At 48.6% G+C, this 16,625-nt stretch carries 16 protein-coding genes; 11 read left to right on the forward strand and 5 right to left on the reverse strand.

Annotation, left to right across the window (positions count from 1 at the left end; all coding sequences use genetic code 11):
- The first annotated feature begins 11 nt into the window (after nt 1-11).
- The 9 genes from T496_RS0112150 to T496_RS0112195 all read left to right on the forward strand — a co-directional run bounded on the left by T496_RS0112150 (nt 12) and on the right by T496_RS0112195 (nt 9,662).
- Nucleotides 12-1,064 (forward strand): hypothetical protein, encoded by a 1,053-nt coding sequence (locus T496_RS0112150; RefSeq protein ID WP_027450999.1) that lies wholly within the window; start codon nt 12-14, stop codon nt 1,062-1,064.
- Between the two features lie 78 nt (nt 1,065-1,142).
- Nucleotides 1,143-2,414, forward strand: a complete 1,272-nt coding sequence (locus tag T496_RS0112155) for a flippase (protein WP_231478050.1) — start codon at nt 1,143-1,145, stop codon at nt 2,412-2,414.
- Nucleotides 2,415-2,438: 24 nt separating this feature from the next.
- Nucleotides 2,439-3,689, forward strand: a complete 1,251-nt coding sequence (locus T496_RS0112160) for a hypothetical protein (RefSeq protein ID WP_155808895.1) — start codon at nt 2,439-2,441, stop codon at nt 3,687-3,689.
- A gap of 3 nt (nt 3,690-3,692) precedes the next feature.
- The gene (locus T496_RS14560; RefSeq protein ID WP_052342229.1) at nt 3,693-4,610 is read left to right on the forward strand and encodes a glycosyltransferase family 2 protein; all 918 of its coding nucleotides are present in this window, start codon (nt 3,693-3,695) and stop codon (nt 4,608-4,610) included.
- Entirely contained in the window at nt 4,607-5,794 is a 1,188-nt protein-coding gene (locus T496_RS0112170) for a glycosyltransferase (RefSeq protein ID WP_081783658.1), read from the forward strand. Before T496_RS14560 ends, T496_RS0112170 begins: the two co-directional genes overlap by 4 nt.
- Nucleotides 5,791-6,615 (forward strand): glycosyltransferase family 2 protein, encoded by an 825-nt coding sequence (locus T496_RS0112175; RefSeq protein WP_081783659.1) that lies wholly within the window; start codon nt 5,791-5,793, stop codon nt 6,613-6,615. The genes T496_RS0112170 and T496_RS0112175 overlap by 4 nt, the downstream gene beginning before the upstream one ends.
- A 5-nt stretch (nt 6,616-6,620) precedes the next feature.
- Nucleotides 6,621-7,421, forward strand: a complete 801-nt coding sequence (locus T496_RS0112180; protein WP_027451004.1) for a glycosyltransferase family 2 protein — start codon at nt 6,621-6,623, stop codon at nt 7,419-7,421.
- 732 nt (nt 7,422-8,153) lie between these two features.
- Nucleotides 8,154-8,975 (forward strand): glycosyltransferase family 2 protein, encoded by an 822-nt coding sequence (locus T496_RS14175; protein WP_044111261.1) that lies wholly within the window; start codon nt 8,154-8,156, stop codon nt 8,973-8,975.
- 57 nt (nt 8,976-9,032) lie between these two features.
- Nucleotides 9,033-9,662, forward strand: coding sequence for a sugar transferase (locus T496_RS0112195; protein WP_027451005.1), 630 nt, complete (start codon nt 9,033-9,035; stop codon nt 9,660-9,662).
- 363 nt (nt 9,663-10,025) lie between these two features.
- Here the strand turns inward: T496_RS0112195 and T496_RS0112200 are convergent, their stop codons facing one another.
- Together T496_RS0112200 and T496_RS14180 are read right to left on the reverse strand one after the other, a co-directional pair.
- Complete coding sequence (locus T496_RS0112200) at nt 10,026-10,469, reverse strand: lipocalin-like domain-containing protein (RefSeq protein ID WP_027451006.1); 444 nt, start codon at nt 10,467-10,469, stop codon at nt 10,026-10,028.
- The gene (locus T496_RS14180) at nt 10,466-11,998 is read right to left on the reverse strand and encodes a capsule assembly Wzi family protein (RefSeq protein ID WP_052342230.1); all 1,533 of its coding nucleotides are present in this window, start codon (nt 11,996-11,998) and stop codon (nt 10,466-10,468) included. The genes T496_RS0112200 and T496_RS14180 overlap by 4 nt, the downstream gene beginning before the upstream one ends.
- A 239-nt stretch (nt 11,999-12,237) precedes the next feature.
- Between T496_RS14180 and T496_RS0112210 the strand changes: the two genes are divergently transcribed.
- Together T496_RS0112210 and T496_RS14185 are read left to right on the forward strand one after the other, a co-directional pair.
- Nucleotides 12,238-13,119 carry a hypothetical protein gene (locus tag T496_RS0112210; RefSeq protein ID WP_044111263.1) on the forward strand — a complete coding sequence of 294 codons (882 nt, stop codon included), beginning with the start codon at nt 12,238-12,240 and terminating at the stop codon, nt 13,117-13,119.
- A 347-nt stretch (nt 13,120-13,466) separates the two neighbouring features.
- Nucleotides 13,467-13,904 carry a GxxExxY protein gene (locus tag T496_RS14185; protein ID WP_044111266.1) on the forward strand — a complete coding sequence of 146 codons (438 nt, stop codon included), beginning with the start codon at nt 13,467-13,469 and terminating at the stop codon, nt 13,902-13,904.
- A 520-nt stretch (nt 13,905-14,424) separates the two neighbouring features.
- Here T496_RS14185 and T496_RS0112220 read toward each other — a convergent pair.
- From T496_RS0112220 to T496_RS0112230, 3 genes are read right to left on the reverse strand one after another with little or no spacing between them, the layout of a single operon-like run.
- Nucleotides 14,425-14,931: a histidine phosphatase family protein gene (locus T496_RS0112220; protein WP_027451008.1), complete on the reverse strand. Its 507-nt coding sequence runs from the start codon at nt 14,929-14,931 to the stop codon at nt 14,425-14,427.
- Nucleotides 14,928-15,542, reverse strand: coding sequence for a uridine kinase (gene udk / locus T496_RS0112225; protein ID WP_027451009.1), 615 nt, complete (start codon nt 15,540-15,542; stop codon nt 14,928-14,930). Before udk ends, T496_RS0112220 begins: the two co-directional genes overlap by 4 nt.
- 21 nt (nt 15,543-15,563) lie before the next feature.
- A complete protein-coding gene (locus T496_RS0112230; protein WP_027451010.1) occupies nt 15,564-16,613 on the reverse strand; it encodes an endonuclease/exonuclease/phosphatase family protein in 1,050 nt (349 codons plus the stop codon).
- Between the last annotated feature and the right edge of the window lie 12 nt (nt 16,614-16,625).

Raw genomic sequence — 16,625 nt, forward strand, 5'->3', positions numbered from 1 at the left:
CATCAAACACTATGGCTGAGAATAAAGAACTTGAAGTCATCAATATACGTCAAATATTGAAGGTACTATGGAAAGGCAGAAAGACCTTCTATAAGACGCTGCCTGCCGTCTTCCTCATATCATGCATCTATATCGTCTTTGTGCCACGCTACTACACCTGCAGTGTGATGCTTGCACCAGAAACGGAAGCCCCCAACACAAGTGGCATGCTAGGTTCCTTAGCCTCATCATTTGGCTTTGACATAGGCTCATTAGCCAACCAAGATGCAATATCCCCCATCCTATATCCCGACCTGATGGAGTCCAACGATTTTGTAGTTAGTTTGTTTCCCGTACAAGTCACTACCGAAGACGGAGAGCTGACCACCAGCTATTATGACTACATCTCGAACCACCAAAAGGCATCGCCCTGGAGTATGCCCCTGATATGGACGAAGAACCTCATCAACAGCATGTTTGAAGACAAGGAAGAAGGGGGAGAAGAAAAGATTAATCCTTTCAGACTGACACGCCAGCAAGAAAAGATTGCGAAGGCCATGAGAAGTAATATCACCTGTAGTGTAGATAAAAAGACAGACGTTATAACCATCATGGTGAACGATCAAGACCCCCTCATCTGTGCCACCTTGGCCGACTCTGTTCGTACGCGTCTGCAAGACTTCATAACCGACTATCGTACCAACAAAGCCCGCATAGACCTGGAATACTACAAGCGGCTAACAGCAGAAGCCAAGGCTGACTACGAAAAGGTGCGCAGACAATATGTGAGCATGTCTGATGCCAACAACGACATCATCCTCAAGAGCGTACAGTCGAAGATAGCAGACATGGAGAACGACATGCAGCTGAAGTACAACACCTATAACGTGCTGAACACCCAGTTGCAAGCTGCACGTGCCAAAGTGCAAGAGCGCACACCAGCCTTCACCGTATTGCAAGGAGCCACCGTTCCCCTCAAGGCCACAGGTCCCAAGCGCATGTTGTTCGTCATAGGTATGGTATTACTGACCTTTGTCGGCACATCCATCTATCTGTCTAGGAAAACAATCCATCTAAAATTCTAAATCGCCTTGATTTCTTTCCAATCACTGTTGCTAAACCATTTTCACATTTCCAAGACAAAAGAAGTCATCGTACAGAATTTGTTCTGGGCAATACTTGGCAAGACAGTCAGCCTGGTAGGTAGTTTGCTGGTTGGTATCATCGTTGCCCGCTATTTAGGTCCAACGCAATATGGGCTGATGAGTTACGTGATCAGCTACGTATTCCTGTTTCAGGTTTTTGCCCTGTTCGGCCTCGATGCCATAGAGATGCGAGAGGAATCGCGCAACGAACGTCCAAAAGAAGTGATTATCGGTACCGCTTTCGGACTGAAAGTGCTTTTCGGTTTTATCTTCATGGCGATATCCATCATGACCTCTTGGTTCATGGAAGCCGACCACCACACCACCCTGCTGGTGGCCATCTATTCCCTATCCATTGTCTTCAATGCCTTTGTGGTAATCCGCAACCACTTTACCGCCATCGTACAGAACAAGGCCGCTATCAAGGCAGAGATTAGCAGAACGCTACTTAGTCTGGCCATCAAGACCGTTCTGCTCCTGATGAATGCCCCGCTGACATGGTTTGTATGTGCCTACATGCTGGACTTTGTCGTGCTAGCTATAGGCTATAGCATAGCCTACCGATCAAGGATTGGGAAGCTGGGCGACTGGCAGTTTGATGTTCATTGTGCGAAATACCTGTTGAAAGAGTCGTTCCCCCTGCTGCTCACCAATGCCGCTGTCATCATCTATCAGCGCATTGACCAGGTCATGATAGGACAGATGATAGACAGCGAAGCCGTGGGCTATTTTTCGGTAGCCTCCCGTTTTGTAGAAGTGCTGGTGTTTGTTCCCATGATATTGTCACAAACCATCACCCCCCTATTGGTCAGAGCCCGCGAGAAAAGTCAGGAAGAATACATAGAGAAAGCCAGGCAGTTTATGAACTTCTCCTTCTGGTTGTCGATGCTGATATCCATCGTCTTCTCTTTGTCAGCCACCCTACTGATACGCTACACCTTTGGCGAAGTATATATGCCTGCCGCCATAGTGCTCCAGGTGATGGCATTCAAGACAGCCAGTGTTGCCCTGTCGAACACCGCCGGTGCGATGCTCGTCACCGAAGGTCTTCAGCGCTGGGCCATCATTCGCGACGGATTAGGTTGTGTGGCCTGCATCGGTTTGAACCTCTGGCTGTTGCCTAAGTATGGTATCATTGCCGCTGCATTTATAGCTATTGCCAGCAATGTGATAGCAGGCTATCTGGCTGACGCCCTGATTCCCGCCTACCGCCACCTGTTTGTGTGTCAGACCAAGACCCTGCTGGTAGGCTGGAAAGACCTGATACATATAAGAAGACTATTTAAATAAAAACAACTGATATAGATGGTATTTGTGCCGTTCATATTCTTTACGCTGCTGACAGCCTATTGGTGGAAGAAACATCAAGGGGTTGACGTCTGCGTGTATATGTCGGCCATGTACACCTTCACCTCGCTGCTCTGCGTGATATGCGTCACCCAAGACATGCTTGACGAAGGTGGTATCCTCTTTGACCGCTACGACTTGGAACTGTCGTTCATTCCCACCGTACTCTACTGTACATTTCTGTTTTTAGGCATGTTGCCCTTCTCTATGGTCTATAAGAACGATGTTAAAACCATCTCCACTCCCAACCCCGCTATCATTTCAGGTGTCAGTTGGTTTCTGATAGCCATTGCATTCCTCAATTTCTATTTGGTGGCCGACTCCACCATTGAGATTCTCTCAGGCGACCTCTCCACCATTCGTGGCAACCACTATGACGGCATTGAGTCGCCTGCCATGGTGAAGGCAGAGAGCATGCCCTTCATTCTCAGGTTCATGTACTATTTCAACATCTCGACCCTGTTGGCACTGCCCCTGTTCTTCTATTATATTTGTTTCGAGAAGAAGCCATGGTGGTTCAACACGCTGCTGATGTTTGCCTCGCTAAGTATGCCACTGGCCGGTATTCAGAGTGCCGACCGCACAGAGATGGTGTTCTATGGCATCATGTTCATCCCGTGCGTCATTTTCTTCCATCGGTTCATGTCGCCAAAAGCCAAACGTGTGATGCGCTGGGCCATGTTGCCCGTAGCCATCGGCATGGTGACCTATGTCACCGCCGTGACCGTGTCGCGTTTTGGCAAGAACGACACCGGTGCCACCGGCAATATCGTGCAGTATGCCGGTCAGAACTATCTGAACTTCTGTTTCTTCTGGGAGAAAGCCCATTTCGACCAGGTGACAGCCGAGAGAGAATTGCCCATGACCTATCACTACGCCTTCCACATAGACAACGACGACTATCGCCGCAGCGCACGCTCTGGCAAGCAAGGATTCTTCATGAGTGTTTTCGCCAGTTATATTGGCGACATCATGCTCGACCTGTCACCCATCGGCATGATTATATGGTGTTTTCTTTTCTTTTTGATCACCATGATAGTCATTAAGCGTCCCCATCGGGAAGAGTTGTCCGTAGGCGAGTATATGGCTTTCTTTGCCCTATCCGTGATTCCAATCTTCGGCATTTTCTACTACAGATACATGGCTTTTCCATACACATTTATGATGGCCATTGTAGCCCTTATGTACTTTACAGATAAATACAAAATAGAACTATAGCACATGAATATATTTGTTGTCATCGTAACATACAACGGCATGCAGCATGACTGGATAGACAAATGCCTGACAAGCATCAAGAACAGTAGCATGCCCGCAACCGCAGTTGTTGTTGACAACTGTTCGAGTGATGACACAGTATCCTATATCGCCAAGCATCATCCAGAAGTGGTCTGTATGCCACAAGACAAGAATCTCGGTTTCGGACAGGCAAACAACAAAGGTATCGTCTATGCCATACAGCAAAAGGCAGACTTTGTTATCCTGTTGAACCAAGACGCTACACTCCACCCATCTGCCATAGAAGAAATGGTAAGCGTCAGCGACGGCAAGTCGGTGCTATCCCCCCTGCATCTGAATGCCACCGGCGAGAAGCTCGATGAGATGTTTCGCATCTCCCTGAACCATGCCGATGGTCAACTGTTGAGCGACCTACTTATAGGTAAGGGACTGAAAGAATACTACCAGACTGGTGAGATATGTGCCGCCTGCTGGATGTTGCCCGTTAGTGTGATTCGAATGATAGGAGGCTTCAACCCCCTGTATTTCCACTATGGCGAAGACAACAACTACTATCAGCGCATGGTATATCATCATATCCCCATGTTGCTTGTGCCAAAAGCGCGCATGTATCACGACAGATTATTTTATGGCAATCCGGTGGCCCATCAACACAAGCGTGTCCATCGCGACATGCTCAACATCGTGTGCGATATCAACCTGTCGTTTACCAAACGACTGTTTGAAACAGCAAGAGCCATTGTGAGAGCCTATGCCTACGACATGCCCGCTAAAGCATATCGACCAGGTGGATTCTTAAAAGAGTTGCTGTGGTGTGCCGGCAACATGTCGCGTATAAGACGTTCCAGATCGAAAGAGAAAGAGACCGGACTGACGTGGTTACAAACTGATACCGAATGATGAGAGTTGCATACGTACTGTGTACCACAAAGGCGCTTACAGGTTCACACATAGCCTTTAAGAACATGCTGAAAGGATTGACACAAAGAGGTGTTGATCCAATCGTCGTTATCCCTCGCTATAAAGGCACACAAGAGTTGCTTGACGACCTTCAGCCTCTTCATCTTGAGACATTTGTGGTACCCTTTAGATTTAACATCTATCCCTACCTGCATACCAAGAAAGACTACCTGTTGTTTATCCCCAAGCTCGTGGCCAGATACTTGGTCAACAAGTGGGGAGCGATGAGATTGGCAAGTTTTCTAAAGAAGAAAAAAGTGGACCTCGTCCACACAAACGTCAGTGTGGTGAACATTGGCTATTCTGCAGCGAAAAAGCTGGGTATCCCCCACATCTACCACATCAGGGAATATGGCGATAGAATTGGTATGCACTATTTTCCATCAAAACAGTCATTCGTCAATGGCCTGCATGCGCCACTGTCACACAACATCTGCATCACAAAAGACATACAGAATTATTTCCTTGGGTCTGACATCAGTTCTTCGAGGGTCATCTATGATGGCGTCTATCCCCAACAGGTCTGCATCCCTTCTGGCGAAAGAGAGCCCTTCATACTCTTTGTAGGGAGAGTGGAAGCTACCAAAGGCGTTGACCAACTGTTAGAATCCTATGCTGACTATGTGCGACAAGAGCCTTCCCCACTCCCCCTTCATATTGTAGGCGACGCTCCGAAACCAGCTTTCCGAGAGAAGATGGAAACATTTGTAGCAGACAACAACCTGAGTGCGCTTGTACACTTTGAAGGACAGTCTGACGAGGTGACATGCTGGATGAGAAAAGCCAAGGTACTCGTCATACCATCACCTGCAGAAGGTTTCGGATTCTGCATGCCAGAAGCCATGTTTAATGGTTGCCTGGTGATTGCCAGAAACACGGGAGGAACCAAAGAACAGTTAGACAACGGACTGCATTTGACAGGACAAGACATCGCTCTGCGTTACAAGACCACGAAAGAGCTGACTGCCCTGTTGCAAGATGTTCACAGACATCCCATCGACTATTATAAAACCTATACAGACAGAGCATTCAACACCGTGAATAGTCTGTACACCCAAGAACGATGCGCTGAGGAAGTCTTCAAGCTGTATCAGCAAATTATCAACGATTGCACGAACGCATGAAAGAAACGGCTATTCTCCTATGTACATATAATAGCAGCAGATTCCTTCAAGAACAAATGGACTCGTTGCTAAGACAGACATACCAAGACTGGAAGCTTTATGTCAGAGACGACCAGTCGGAGGATGACACCGTAGCCATCGTCCAAGGCTATGCTGCCAACGACCAACGTATCATTATGATGGATGATCACGAGAAACGCGGTGCAAAAAACGGCTTTATGTGGTTGCTGAGTCATGTTGAAGCCGACTATTATCTGTTTTGCGACCACGATGATATCTGGGAACCCACCAAGATAGCTGCATCTATAGCGCTGATGGAACAGATAGAGAGTGCGACACCAGCCATCGTTTGTTCAGACCTGACGATCATCGATGCTGCTAGTCACCCTACTGCTTCTTCTTTCTGGCAACAGAGGCACTTCTCGAAAGCTTTGCTCAACGACAAGTATTTTCATCTGGTGTATAACAATATCCCTGGTTGTTCGATGCTGATCAACAATGCAGCAAAGCAGTGCAGCCTGCCCTATTCACCAGACATAGAGATGCACGACGCGTGGATTGCCGCTTCGGTGCTATGGCACAATGGCCGCATCCTGACTGTTGATGAGCCTCAAATCCGCTATCGCATTCACGAAGGAAACACGGTTGGGGCCAAGAAAGTGCCAAGCATCACCTCTCAACTTTTTATTTTCAACAAGCTATTCGTAAAAACGAAACGCCAGTTCTGGAGTACACGATGTCTGCACAGTATGTCGTTCCTGACTTTCCTGACGATCAAGTTGAAATACATGTTGAGCATTCACCTCAACAATTTGAAATAATAAGCATGAAGAAAATTGCACTATACTGTGTCAACTATCACTCGTATGCGTCGCTGACGGCCTACCTCTGTTCCATTGATCAGGCTGCCAGCAAGGCTGCCAACGATGCTCATATTGATGTGTATGTAGCAGACAATACCGAACAGAATACACAAGATATTGACTATCAGCCTCAGCATATATCTATCCGTCTTTTTCCATACCATCAGAACCTTGGATACTTTGGAGCCATCAAAAAGATGATGGCAGAATCCATCGTCTCCGACTATGACTTTGTCATCATCAGCAACGTAGATTTAACGCTGCCAGAAGACTGTTTTCAAAAGTTATCTACAACCACTCTGAACGATGATATCGCATGGATTGCACCAAGCATCTATTCCGAAAAGCGACACTATGATCGCAATCCACAGGCGGTGAACAGATACCCATTGACCAAGTTGCGAATCCTACGCTTCGCATTCAAATATCCTTTCATTCATTATGTTTATACCAAGACTCTGCTGAAACGTAAACGACTTCAAAAAGAGCATCAGCCTGGAATCATTTATTCCGGACATGGCGCTTTCATCATCTTGACACATACCTTCTTTGAGAAAAGCCCCACCATAGACTATCCGCTGTTTCTCTATGGCGAAGAGCTATACTTAGCAGAGACATGTAGAAAACTGCACCTAAAGGTGGTGTATCGGCCTGACATCAAAATCTTAGACCAAGAAAGCGTGTCAACGAGTAAGATGAGACGCAGATTGTACTACAGATATAATTATGAGGGATTAGACTATCTCATCAAAACATTCTATTAAAAGGGGAAAAGCACTACTTTTACGCGCTGAAAGTGGTACTATTACGATGCAAAAGTGGCACTTTTAACTTCCAATACTGCCACTATTACACCCGGTCTAGCCCCTAGAATGGTTGTTTCTATGGGCTAGATTGAGTCTATCCAGGGGCTAGAAGTGGCCATTCTAGCCCCTAGAAGTGACTGTTCTAGCCGCTAGAACCGAAACAATAGTGTAGCAATAGTGGCTGAATTGTGTCCATTCTAGACTCTAGAAGTAGCATTTCTAGAGTCTAAAACTGCCTGTTCTAGACTTTAGATTCATCTATTCTAGAGTCTAGAAACGGATCATCTAGACTCTAGATGCACATCCATCCGACCGCTATTGGCGAGCCATTGCGTAGGTTTATCACCTTAAATAAGTAACTATTAAGGGGTAATACCTTTCGTGTTACAAAAAAAAAATGTAACTTTTCCTTTGGAGAAGTTACTTCGTCTCGGAAATAAATAGAAAAAACAAGTTTTTCCTTTTGTATTTCTCTCGTTTTTTCGTAACTTTGCGACAAAAGTCGCTTAGTTACTCCGTCTCGGCATAAAAAATAAATAAATTTATTTTGTTCTGCGCTCGACTTTTCGTAACTTTGGCTTCGCCGAACTTACTTGGCACTCGAAAATGAAAAGAAAAAACAAGTTTTTCCTTTTGCATTTCTCTCGACTTTTCGTAACTTTGCACGCCGAAGTAACTAAACAAAGAATAATGAGCCAAGATCTTGTATCTGTCATCATGCCTACCTACAATTCGGGACAACACCTGAAGGCAAGCATTGACAGCATACTGAATCAGACATACCGCAACATCGAACTGCTGATCACGGATGATCACTCGGACGATGACAACACGCTGCAAATTCTGCACAGCTATGAGCAGAATGACCAGCGCGTGAAGGTGTTGTTTCTGGACAGCAACCATGGTCCTGGCTATGCCCGCAACAAATCGATAGAGCGTGCAAAGGGGCGCTACATCGCTTTCTGCGACAGCGACGACCGCTGGATGGCAGAGAAGTTGGAGCAGCAGATTGCCTTTATGCAGAAGGAACAACTGGCTCTGAGCTACACCTCGTTTGTGACCTGCGACGACAACAACTGCGAGCGCGGGGTGGTGATTGCACCGCGCGAGTTGACCTTCGGACAGCTGAAGCGCGACAACAAGATTGGTTGTCTGACGGCTGTTTACGACGTGGAGATGCTGGGCAAGAAATACTATATGCCTGCCATCCGCAAGCGCCAGGACTGGGGATTGTTTCTCACTATCATACGCGACTGCAAGAGGGCTGCTGGCATACAGGCACCGCTGGCCTACTACCGCATGCGCAAGGGGTCGGTGTCGCGTAACAAACTGGGACTGATCAAATACAACATACTTATCTACCAGAAGGTGCTAGGGTTCAGTAAATGGAAGTCGGTGGTGTACTTCTACCTGCTGTTCATGCCCACCCACGTTGCCAAGGTGCTGAAAAGTAAGATAGACAGTCTTAGGTACTTGCGAAAAAAAGATGTAATATCTGCAGGGAATATATAATAATAGGTGCAATTGCACGTTACTATTATATAAATAAAGAGAAGACCACATCCATATATGACTAAACTTGAAAACGGATACGTGCTGGATGGCATGAACGAAATTGAGCGTAACATCAAACGCATCGTAGATTTCTTGATTGCCGCTGTTGCATTAATCATATTTTCCCCACTGTTTGTAATATGCTATTTCTTGGTGAAACGCGAGGATGGCGGTCCCGCTATCTTCAAGCAGGAGCGCATAGGACGCTTTGGTCGTCCGTTCAACATCTATAAGTTTCGCTCTATGCGTGTGGATGCTGAGAAAAACGGTCCAGCACTCTATCAGCACGAGAACGAGACGCGCATGACGAAGATTGGAAAATTTCTGCGTGCTCACCACTTGGACGAGCTGCCACAGTTGTGGAACGTGTTCAAGGGTGACATGGCGTTTATTGGTCCGCGTCCGGAACGTAAGTTCTATATCGACCAGATCGTAGAGCACGACCCGCGCTATTCTTACCTCTATCAGATTCGTCCGGGTGTCACGTCGTATGCCACCTTATATAACGGTTATACGGACACCATGGAGAAGATGTTACGTCGACTGGAGTTGGATCTTTATTACCTGGAGCACCGCTCGTGGTGGTTCGACTTCAAAATTCTGTTTAAGACGTTCATCAACATTGTCTTTGGAAAGAAGTTCTAAAGACATAATCGCTCGGCTATGCCGCTTTCACCAAGCGAAGCGACTGAAAGAACAAACGAACAGACTTTTTAAAAGGGTTCCTAGTTCTTTAAAAAAAACAGAGAAAACCCCTTTATGAGACAGAACGCCTCTTGCGAGGCTTTAACGTTGTTAGTGGAAAACTTGCTTGTGAGCAAGCTCACAGCCCGTCTTCCACTAACAACGTTACCCCATTCTGGGGTTCTGTCTCACAAAGGAAAAACCGCGGACCTTCGGTCCTAAAAACCTGGGTTAGATTTTTACCCATTGATTCTCTACTTACCCACTCCTTACCCCATTCTGATCCAATCCTAACCCCTCCCCCTTGGGGAGGTCGGGAGGGGGTTAATACTTGCGGAAGGTGAGGCGTAGCGTGGGGGATTGGAGAATCAGGCGACTGCCTGTGAGCTTTAGCACTTTGAACTGTTGGGACAGGGCGCTGAAGCCAAAGGGCTCGATGTCTTTCACATCCTCGACCAAAGGGTCCTCCATGTCACGATTGTTGAGATAAGGATTGAACGTCTTCAGTACATCACCCTCGTGCGAGAACTTAAAAATATAGATGGGTGTTCCTTTATGAGTAGCCTGGCGCACCTCGAGGATGCAACCTTGGAAACTCCAGGTGAGCGCCTGCTCTTTCACATTCTCATGTCCGCCAGTGGCCAACGTATCTACGTCGGTCATCTGCCAGAAGCCATCCAGGTTGCCATTGTCCGACGACTCCCAATCGCAAGCTGCCAACGTCAGCAGCATACAGCCTATGGCTATCAGCCATGCATATCTCTTCATTGTCTGTTCTCCTTTCCTTTCTTGTTTAACCACATCGAACGGCCCACGGTGAGTTGCAGGCCAAAGTTATCGCCCATCAGTTCGCCACGATCCATGCCCAGCGCTCCCTTGACGTGCCAGCCCGCCCAGCGCGAGGTGGCAGGGAAGTGGTAGGCAGCCTCAGCCAACATACTGACATTGTTGCGCGGCTCGGGGTAGATGGCGAAATAGGTGCCGAAGCCCTTTTGAACTGAAGTCAGAAGACGGTAGTGAAGCCCGGGCAGCGGGTCGCCACTGATGCCGAAGTGCCACGCCCAGAAACGGTTGTCCTTCACCTGGATGGTGTGGTCTGTATTATATATAGGTGAAAGATAGAGCGGGTTGCCCATCACCATGCCCCAGTGTTGCCAGCCGGTGAAGAGGTGGTGGTTGTAGTAATCGTCGAGTCCTGTGATATGCTCGCCATCGGTCTTGGTGATGTCGTGGTACACAGGACCGCCCTGGTACTTGGTGTAGAGATACTCCACCACGAAGTCGTTGGCCCAGGGAAACGCCTTCAGCTTCAGCTCGGCACCCAGCAGCGCATCGCGGAAGTCATAACAGAAGTAGCGCGACTGCTTGCGCAGGAATGCCTCATCGCCACTGCCATAGCCATTATAGGCGATGTGCACCATCATCGAGTTGTCCTCGAAGAACTGGTCGGCATAGAGTCCCAGGTTCCATTTCTCCTGGTCGATATTAAGCTTTGCCACCCAGCTGCCCACGTGGTTGCCCTCACTGTTCAGGTAGTTACCATCTGTCTTGTCGGTGCCCTGTGCTGTCAGCGCATTGAGGAAAGCCTTGAAGCCCTTGTCGTTCTCTATCTTTGGTGCCGACACATGGTCGTAGATGGTGCCACCAAACTGGCATCCCATCTCCAGTCCCAGTTCGAAGGTGATGTTCTTTGGACCGAAGCGCAGATAGCCACCCTTGGTGTGGAAGAACGTGTGCTCCGTGCGACGGTCGTGTCCCTGTGTGAAGTCCTTCTGCCAACGGTCATCGGTGGTCATGCCATAGGAGCCATAGCCACGGAATGCCACCCACCCACGGGTGTAAGGGACGGTCCACCAATCCAGCTCGAAGCGCACCTGCGGGATGGGACGCGCGTTGATGCCGAAGGTCTGACTGCCCGAGCTCAGCTCCTGGTTCTTGTGCACCATCGGCTGCTGCTTGCTGCCCACCGTCATGCGTATCTTCTTCCAATGCAGGTCAGCATAGGCCTGTTGCACCACCAGCGTACTGGTGAAATTGGCCGCTACAGCCACGTCGGCACCATAGCCCCAGCGCCACTCGCGGGTGCGGTTGCTGTCGGCCTCGTGAAAGATGCCGGCACGCAGATAGCCACTATTACGCTCTATAGAACTCAGTCCGTAGTGGTTGGCATTGAGCCACAACGGTGAGTGGTCGCCAGCCGATGCCGTGACCTGCGTCTCGGTGCGTAGCTCTGTCTGGGCCGTGGTAGTCATCACCACCCCCAAAAGCATACAAACGATCGTGATTCTCTTATTCATTGGTCAAAAGGTTTCTGGCGCAAAGTTACGAAAAGTCGAGAGAAATACAAAAGGAAAACTTGTTTTTTCTTTTTATTTCCGAGACGGAGTAAGTTCGACATCTTTGATGTCAAAGATAATAAATATTAGGGAAATTCCCCCAGCGTTTAGGGAAAAACCTTTGGAAGGGTGACACTTTTCCACTACTTTTGCATCAGAGAACAAGAAAAAGAATGTAGAACCATTTAAAGAATACGATTATGAAAAAGATGTTGTTTATCCTGGTTAGCATGCTGACGATAGCAGTATCGGCTAACGCCATGTCATACGAACGTGCACGCAACGAGGCTCTTTTCCTGACCGATAAAATGGCATACGAGCTGAACCTCACCGACGCACAGTACGAGGCCGCCTACGAGATAAACCTGGACTATCTGATGGGCGTGAGCAGTCGCTACGACGTGTTTGGCACCTGTTGGGAGCGCCGCAACATAGACTTGGAGTATATCCTCTACAGATGGCAGTGGGACCTGTATCGTGCAGCCACCTACTTCTACCGTCCGTTGTACTGGAATGCAGGTTATTGGCACTTCAGAATCTATACGCACTATCCGCACCGTGACTACTTCTACTTCGGTCGTCCACACTTCTACGCATCGTATCGCGGCGGGCACAGCTGGCGCCACAATGGTGGTCGCAGCTACTACGAGGGACGTCACGACCACTACCGTCCTCACCACTCTCGTGAACAGCACGTTGGCATGCGCACCAACTGGGACCGTGGCGACTATCGTGTGACCACACACAACAGCAGTTCTACCCGTCATTCGGCAACTACTGATGGCAGCCGTCGCACGGAGAACACGACCCCAGCCACTCGCGATCTGCACGTTGGCAGTCGTAGTAGCATCACTACGAATAGCAATGACACACGCAGCCGTAGCACCGGCAGCTTCTCACGCAGTGAAGGCAGTCGCAGTCATAGCTCTGGCAGCATCTCGCGAAGTGAGGGCAGTCGCAGTCATAGCTCTGGCAGCATCTCGCGCAGTGCTGGTAGCACCAGAAGTATGGGCAGCAGCACCAGAAGTGCAGGCAGCAGTACTCGCAGCACGAGCGGTGGGTCACGCGGATCACGCAGATAAGTGCCCTTGTTTTATAACAAAAACCGTAGAAAACCCCTTCTTGAGACAGAAGCCTCTGTCGAGGCTTTAACGGTGTTAGTGGAAGACTTACTTGTGAGCAAGCTCACAGTTCGTCTTCCACTAACACCATTACCCCATTCTGGGGCTCTGTCTCAAAAAGGAAAAACCGCGGACCTTCGGTCCTAAAAACCGGATCAGGTGCTCACACACTCCCTCGACCCCCTCCTAACCTCCCCATGGGGAGGAAATGCTGACTTTATCTGAGATAATAATAACATTATGATAGGATAGGAATGGCTTTGTACAATAAATGATGTGATGAGCTCGTTTCTTACAAAAATGAGGATATGAAGATTACTGAAAATACGAGTATAGACGCTGAGACCATTGCAAAATTAAAGGCACATGTTTATGACATTGTAGGTTGTTGCCAGGAGGTACATAGAGAGTTGGGACCTTGGCTCAACGAATATGTTTACCAAGAAGCCCTAATGGTATTGCTGCAAGAAAAGAATATTCCATTTATCAAAGAGTATTATTTCCAGGTTTCGTTTCATGGACACCCTTTGCCGCACAAACACTATATGGACTTTCTGTGTAAGGATAATGTTGTGGTGGAATGTAAAGCCATCGCTTCGATAGGAAATGAGCAACGTCAACAGTTGTGGAACTACATGAGGCTGGCCAACAAACCCATAGGCATTCTTTATAACTTTGCGCCAGTAAAAGATCAATGTGAGAAATATTATTACGACGTTAAAAGCAAGACAATCTCTGCATTTTAGATTAACTTGCATGATACATGTTGATTGTGCGCTTCTTCTTTTAAACCAAAACCGAGAAGACCCGCTTCTGTTGTTGATGGTCCTTCGTCCCATCCGTTTGTTGCCAATGCTTCATCGAAGCCAAGCAAGCTTGCCTTCGCCGCCGCATTACCCCCAAACCGCCTGACGTCTGTAACAACAGAAGCGAAAAACCGAGAAAACCGCCTACGGCCATGAGGTATTCTTTAGCATTGAAATCAACAGAACAGATATCAAATCGGAAAGGACAGGATGTCTCCCTCCCTCGGGAGGGTTGGGGTGGGGTTCGGTTTTCAGGACCGAAGGTCCGGGGTTTTTCCTTTCTGAGACAGAGAGCCCCAGAATGGGGTAATACATTTAGCGGAAGACGGGCCGTGAGTTTACTCACGAGCGAGTCTTCCGCTATATGTATTAAAGCCTCGAAAAGAGGCTTCTGTCTCAGAAAGGGGTTTTCTACGGTTTTTGTTATTCGACAAGGGATTGCGGAAACAAAATCAGCGAGCTATAATTCGAGGCGGCGGACCTCGGCATTAGCCATGCGAGGAATCTCGTTCATGGCCTTATGGTGATAGACAGCCTGTATAGCTTTATTCATGATGCCGTGGCCAACGGCCAGAATGGTCTTTCCCGCATATTGTTGTTTCAACATGTCGAGAAACTGTTGTGCCCGCTGCATCATGTGGTCGAGCGTCTCGATATTGTCGGGCCACACCTCGTTTTTCAACTCAGGAATGAAGCGCCCCGTGAAGCCACCCCAGTCGCGCTCACGCAACAAAGGAGTGGTCTGCACCTCAAGATGATGCGGTTCGGCAACAATCTCAGCCGTCTGAACAGCGCGATGCAGATCGCTTGCCATAAAGACATCTATAGGATGATTGGTCAGCGCGTCGCGCAACTGTCGAGCCTGCACGATGCCCGTTTCGTTCAGTTGTCCGGGTGTCTGTCCCTGCATGATCTGTCGTGCATTATCCACGGTCTCGCCGTGGCGCACCAATAACAGTATCGTCATACGCCGGTAACAATACCCTCGATGTAAGTCTTCAGGATGTGGATGCCCGTCTTATTCTCTCCGCCCCAGGGCACGATCAGGTCGGCAAACTGTTTGGTAGGCTCGATAAACTGTTCGTGCATGGGTTTCAGTACCTTCTCGTAGCGGTCGAGCACCATCTCGACGGTACGTCCACGCTCCACCACATCGCGACGGATGTTGCGTATCAGACGGACGTCGCTGTCGGTATCCACAAAAATCTTCAGGTCCATCATGTCGCGCAACTTCTTGTAGTGCAGCGTCATGATACCCTCGATGATGATCACCGGCTTGGGTTCCACATGGATGGTCTCTTTCTGTCGGTTGCTCTCTATGTAGGAATAAGTGGGTTGCTCGATGGCCTCGCCATTCTTCAAGCATCTGATGTGTTCGGTGAGTAACTTCCAGTCGAAGGCATCAGGATGGTCGAAGTTGATAGCCTTGCGCTCTTCGAGCGTCAGCCCTGTGGTGTCATTATAGTATGAATCGAGTGGTACCACAGCCACGCAATGAGCAGGCAGTGCATTGGCAATTTTCTTAACGACGGTAGTTTTGCCAGAACCTGTGCCGCCTGCTATTCCGATGATTGTCATAATGATTTGTCAGATATTTTACTACTTAACCTCTTTGATGACATAGACCACGGATGGCAGGTGATCGCTATAACCATCGAGCCATGAACCGCCGGCATGCGTACGCAGGGGGTTGCCTTTATATTTTCCCTCTTTCTGGAAGAGGTAGTCGCGCATGAAAATCTGGTGACTCCAGTAGGTCAGCGTGCTAAAGTCCTTCTTGCCCTTCACGTCGAGCAGCGAGCGCGAAAGGATGATTTGGTCGAAGAGGTTCCAGCGTCCGTCATACTGCAACGTGCCGCGACCACTGGCCAGCGTGTCCCAGAAGGGGTTCCAGAGTCCACCCTCCTCAACCTTGTTCATCTTACGTTTGGCACCCAGTGCCTCGGCCATAGACTTATCCTGTGGGTCGTCGTTCATATCGCCCATCACAAAGAGCTTCACGTTGGGATCTTCCTTCATCAGCGAGTCTTTGACCAGACGAATCTGGCGTCCGCCCTCCTCACGATAGAAAGAGCCGGCGAAGCGCGAAGGCAGGTGGTTGACAATGACCACGACATGCTCGCCAGCCATCTGGCCGCTGACGGTTAGGAAGCCACGAGTGGCACGGTCGGCATCAGCAGGCAGCACATAGACATAGGGCACCAGCTTCACGTTGTCGACCTTGAAAAGTTTGGGGTTGTACAACAAGGCACAATCAACGCCACGCTTATCGGGACCCTCCACGTGTACGAACTGGAAGTTGCGAGCCTTCAGCGGCTCCTGGTTACAAAGGTCGGTCAGTGCACGGGCATTCTCTACCTCAGAGACACCAATCACGGCACAGCCAATGCCAGGCAACTTGTCGGTGCCCAGTTCAGAAAGCACGCGTGCCATGTTTTTCAACTTGTGCGAATACTTCAGGCCGTTCCACTTGTTCTTGCCATCGGGCAGATACTCGTAGTCGTTTTTTCCCTCGTCATGGCAAGTGTCGAAAAGGTTCTCAAGGTTATAGAAGCCAACACCATAGAGATTAAACTTACGCTCTTGTGCTGTTGCACTGCCCACTCCGACAAGGAGCAGCAATGCCATCAGGATCATTGTCTTTTTCATAATTTAGCCAGT

Origin of the sequence: Xylanibacter brevis P6B11, from assembly GCF_000621825.1 — a bacterium.
GTDB classification, from domain to species: domain Bacteria; phylum Bacteroidota; class Bacteroidia; order Bacteroidales; family Bacteroidaceae; genus Prevotella; species Prevotella brevis.

Bases quoted from the DNA above. Each gene is read 5' to 3' on its own strand.
- T496_RS0112195 (WP_027451005.1), top strand. From the start codon at position 9,033: ATGACTAAACTTGAAAACGGATACGTGCTGGATGGCATGAACGAAATT.
- T496_RS14180 (WP_052342230.1), bottom strand. From the start codon at position 11,998: ATGAATAAGAGAATCACGATCGTTTGTATGCTTTTGGGGGTGGTGATG.
- T496_RS0112220 (WP_027451008.1), bottom strand. From the start codon at position 14,931: ATGACGATACTGTTATTGGTGCGCCACGGCGAGACCGTGGATAATGCA.
- T496_RS14560 (WP_052342229.1), top strand. From the start codon at position 3,693: ATGAATATATTTGTTGTCATCGTAACATACAACGGCATGCAGCATGAC.
- T496_RS0112210 (WP_044111263.1), top strand. From the start codon at position 12,238: ATGAAAAAGATGTTGTTTATCCTGGTTAGCATGCTGACGATAGCAGTA.
- T496_RS0112180 (WP_027451004.1), top strand. From the start codon at position 6,621: ATGAAGAAAATTGCACTATACTGTGTCAACTATCACTCGTATGCGTCG.
- T496_RS0112175 (WP_081783659.1), top strand. From the start codon at position 5,791: ATGAAAGAAACGGCTATTCTCCTATGTACATATAATAGCAGCAGATTC.
- T496_RS0112150 (WP_027450999.1), top strand. From the start codon at position 12: ATGGCTGAGAATAAAGAACTTGAAGTCATCAATATACGTCAAATATTG.
- T496_RS14185 (WP_044111266.1), top strand. From the start codon at position 13,467: ATGAAGATTACTGAAAATACGAGTATAGACGCTGAGACCATTGCAAAA.
- T496_RS0112170 (WP_081783658.1), top strand. From the start codon at position 4,607: ATGATGAGAGTTGCATACGTACTGTGTACCACAAAGGCGCTTACAGGT.
- T496_RS0112230 (WP_027451010.1), bottom strand. From the start codon at position 16,613: ATGAAAAAGACAATGATCCTGATGGCATTGCTGCTCCTTGTCGGAGTG.
- T496_RS0112200 (WP_027451006.1), bottom strand. From the start codon at position 10,469: ATGAAGAGATATGCATGGCTGATAGCCATAGGCTGTATGCTGCTGACG.
- T496_RS14175 (WP_044111261.1), top strand. From the start codon at position 8,154: ATGAGCCAAGATCTTGTATCTGTCATCATGCCTACCTACAATTCGGGA.
- udk (WP_027451009.1), bottom strand. From the start codon at position 15,542: ATGACAATCATCGGAATAGCAGGCGGCACAGGTTCTGGCAAAACTACC.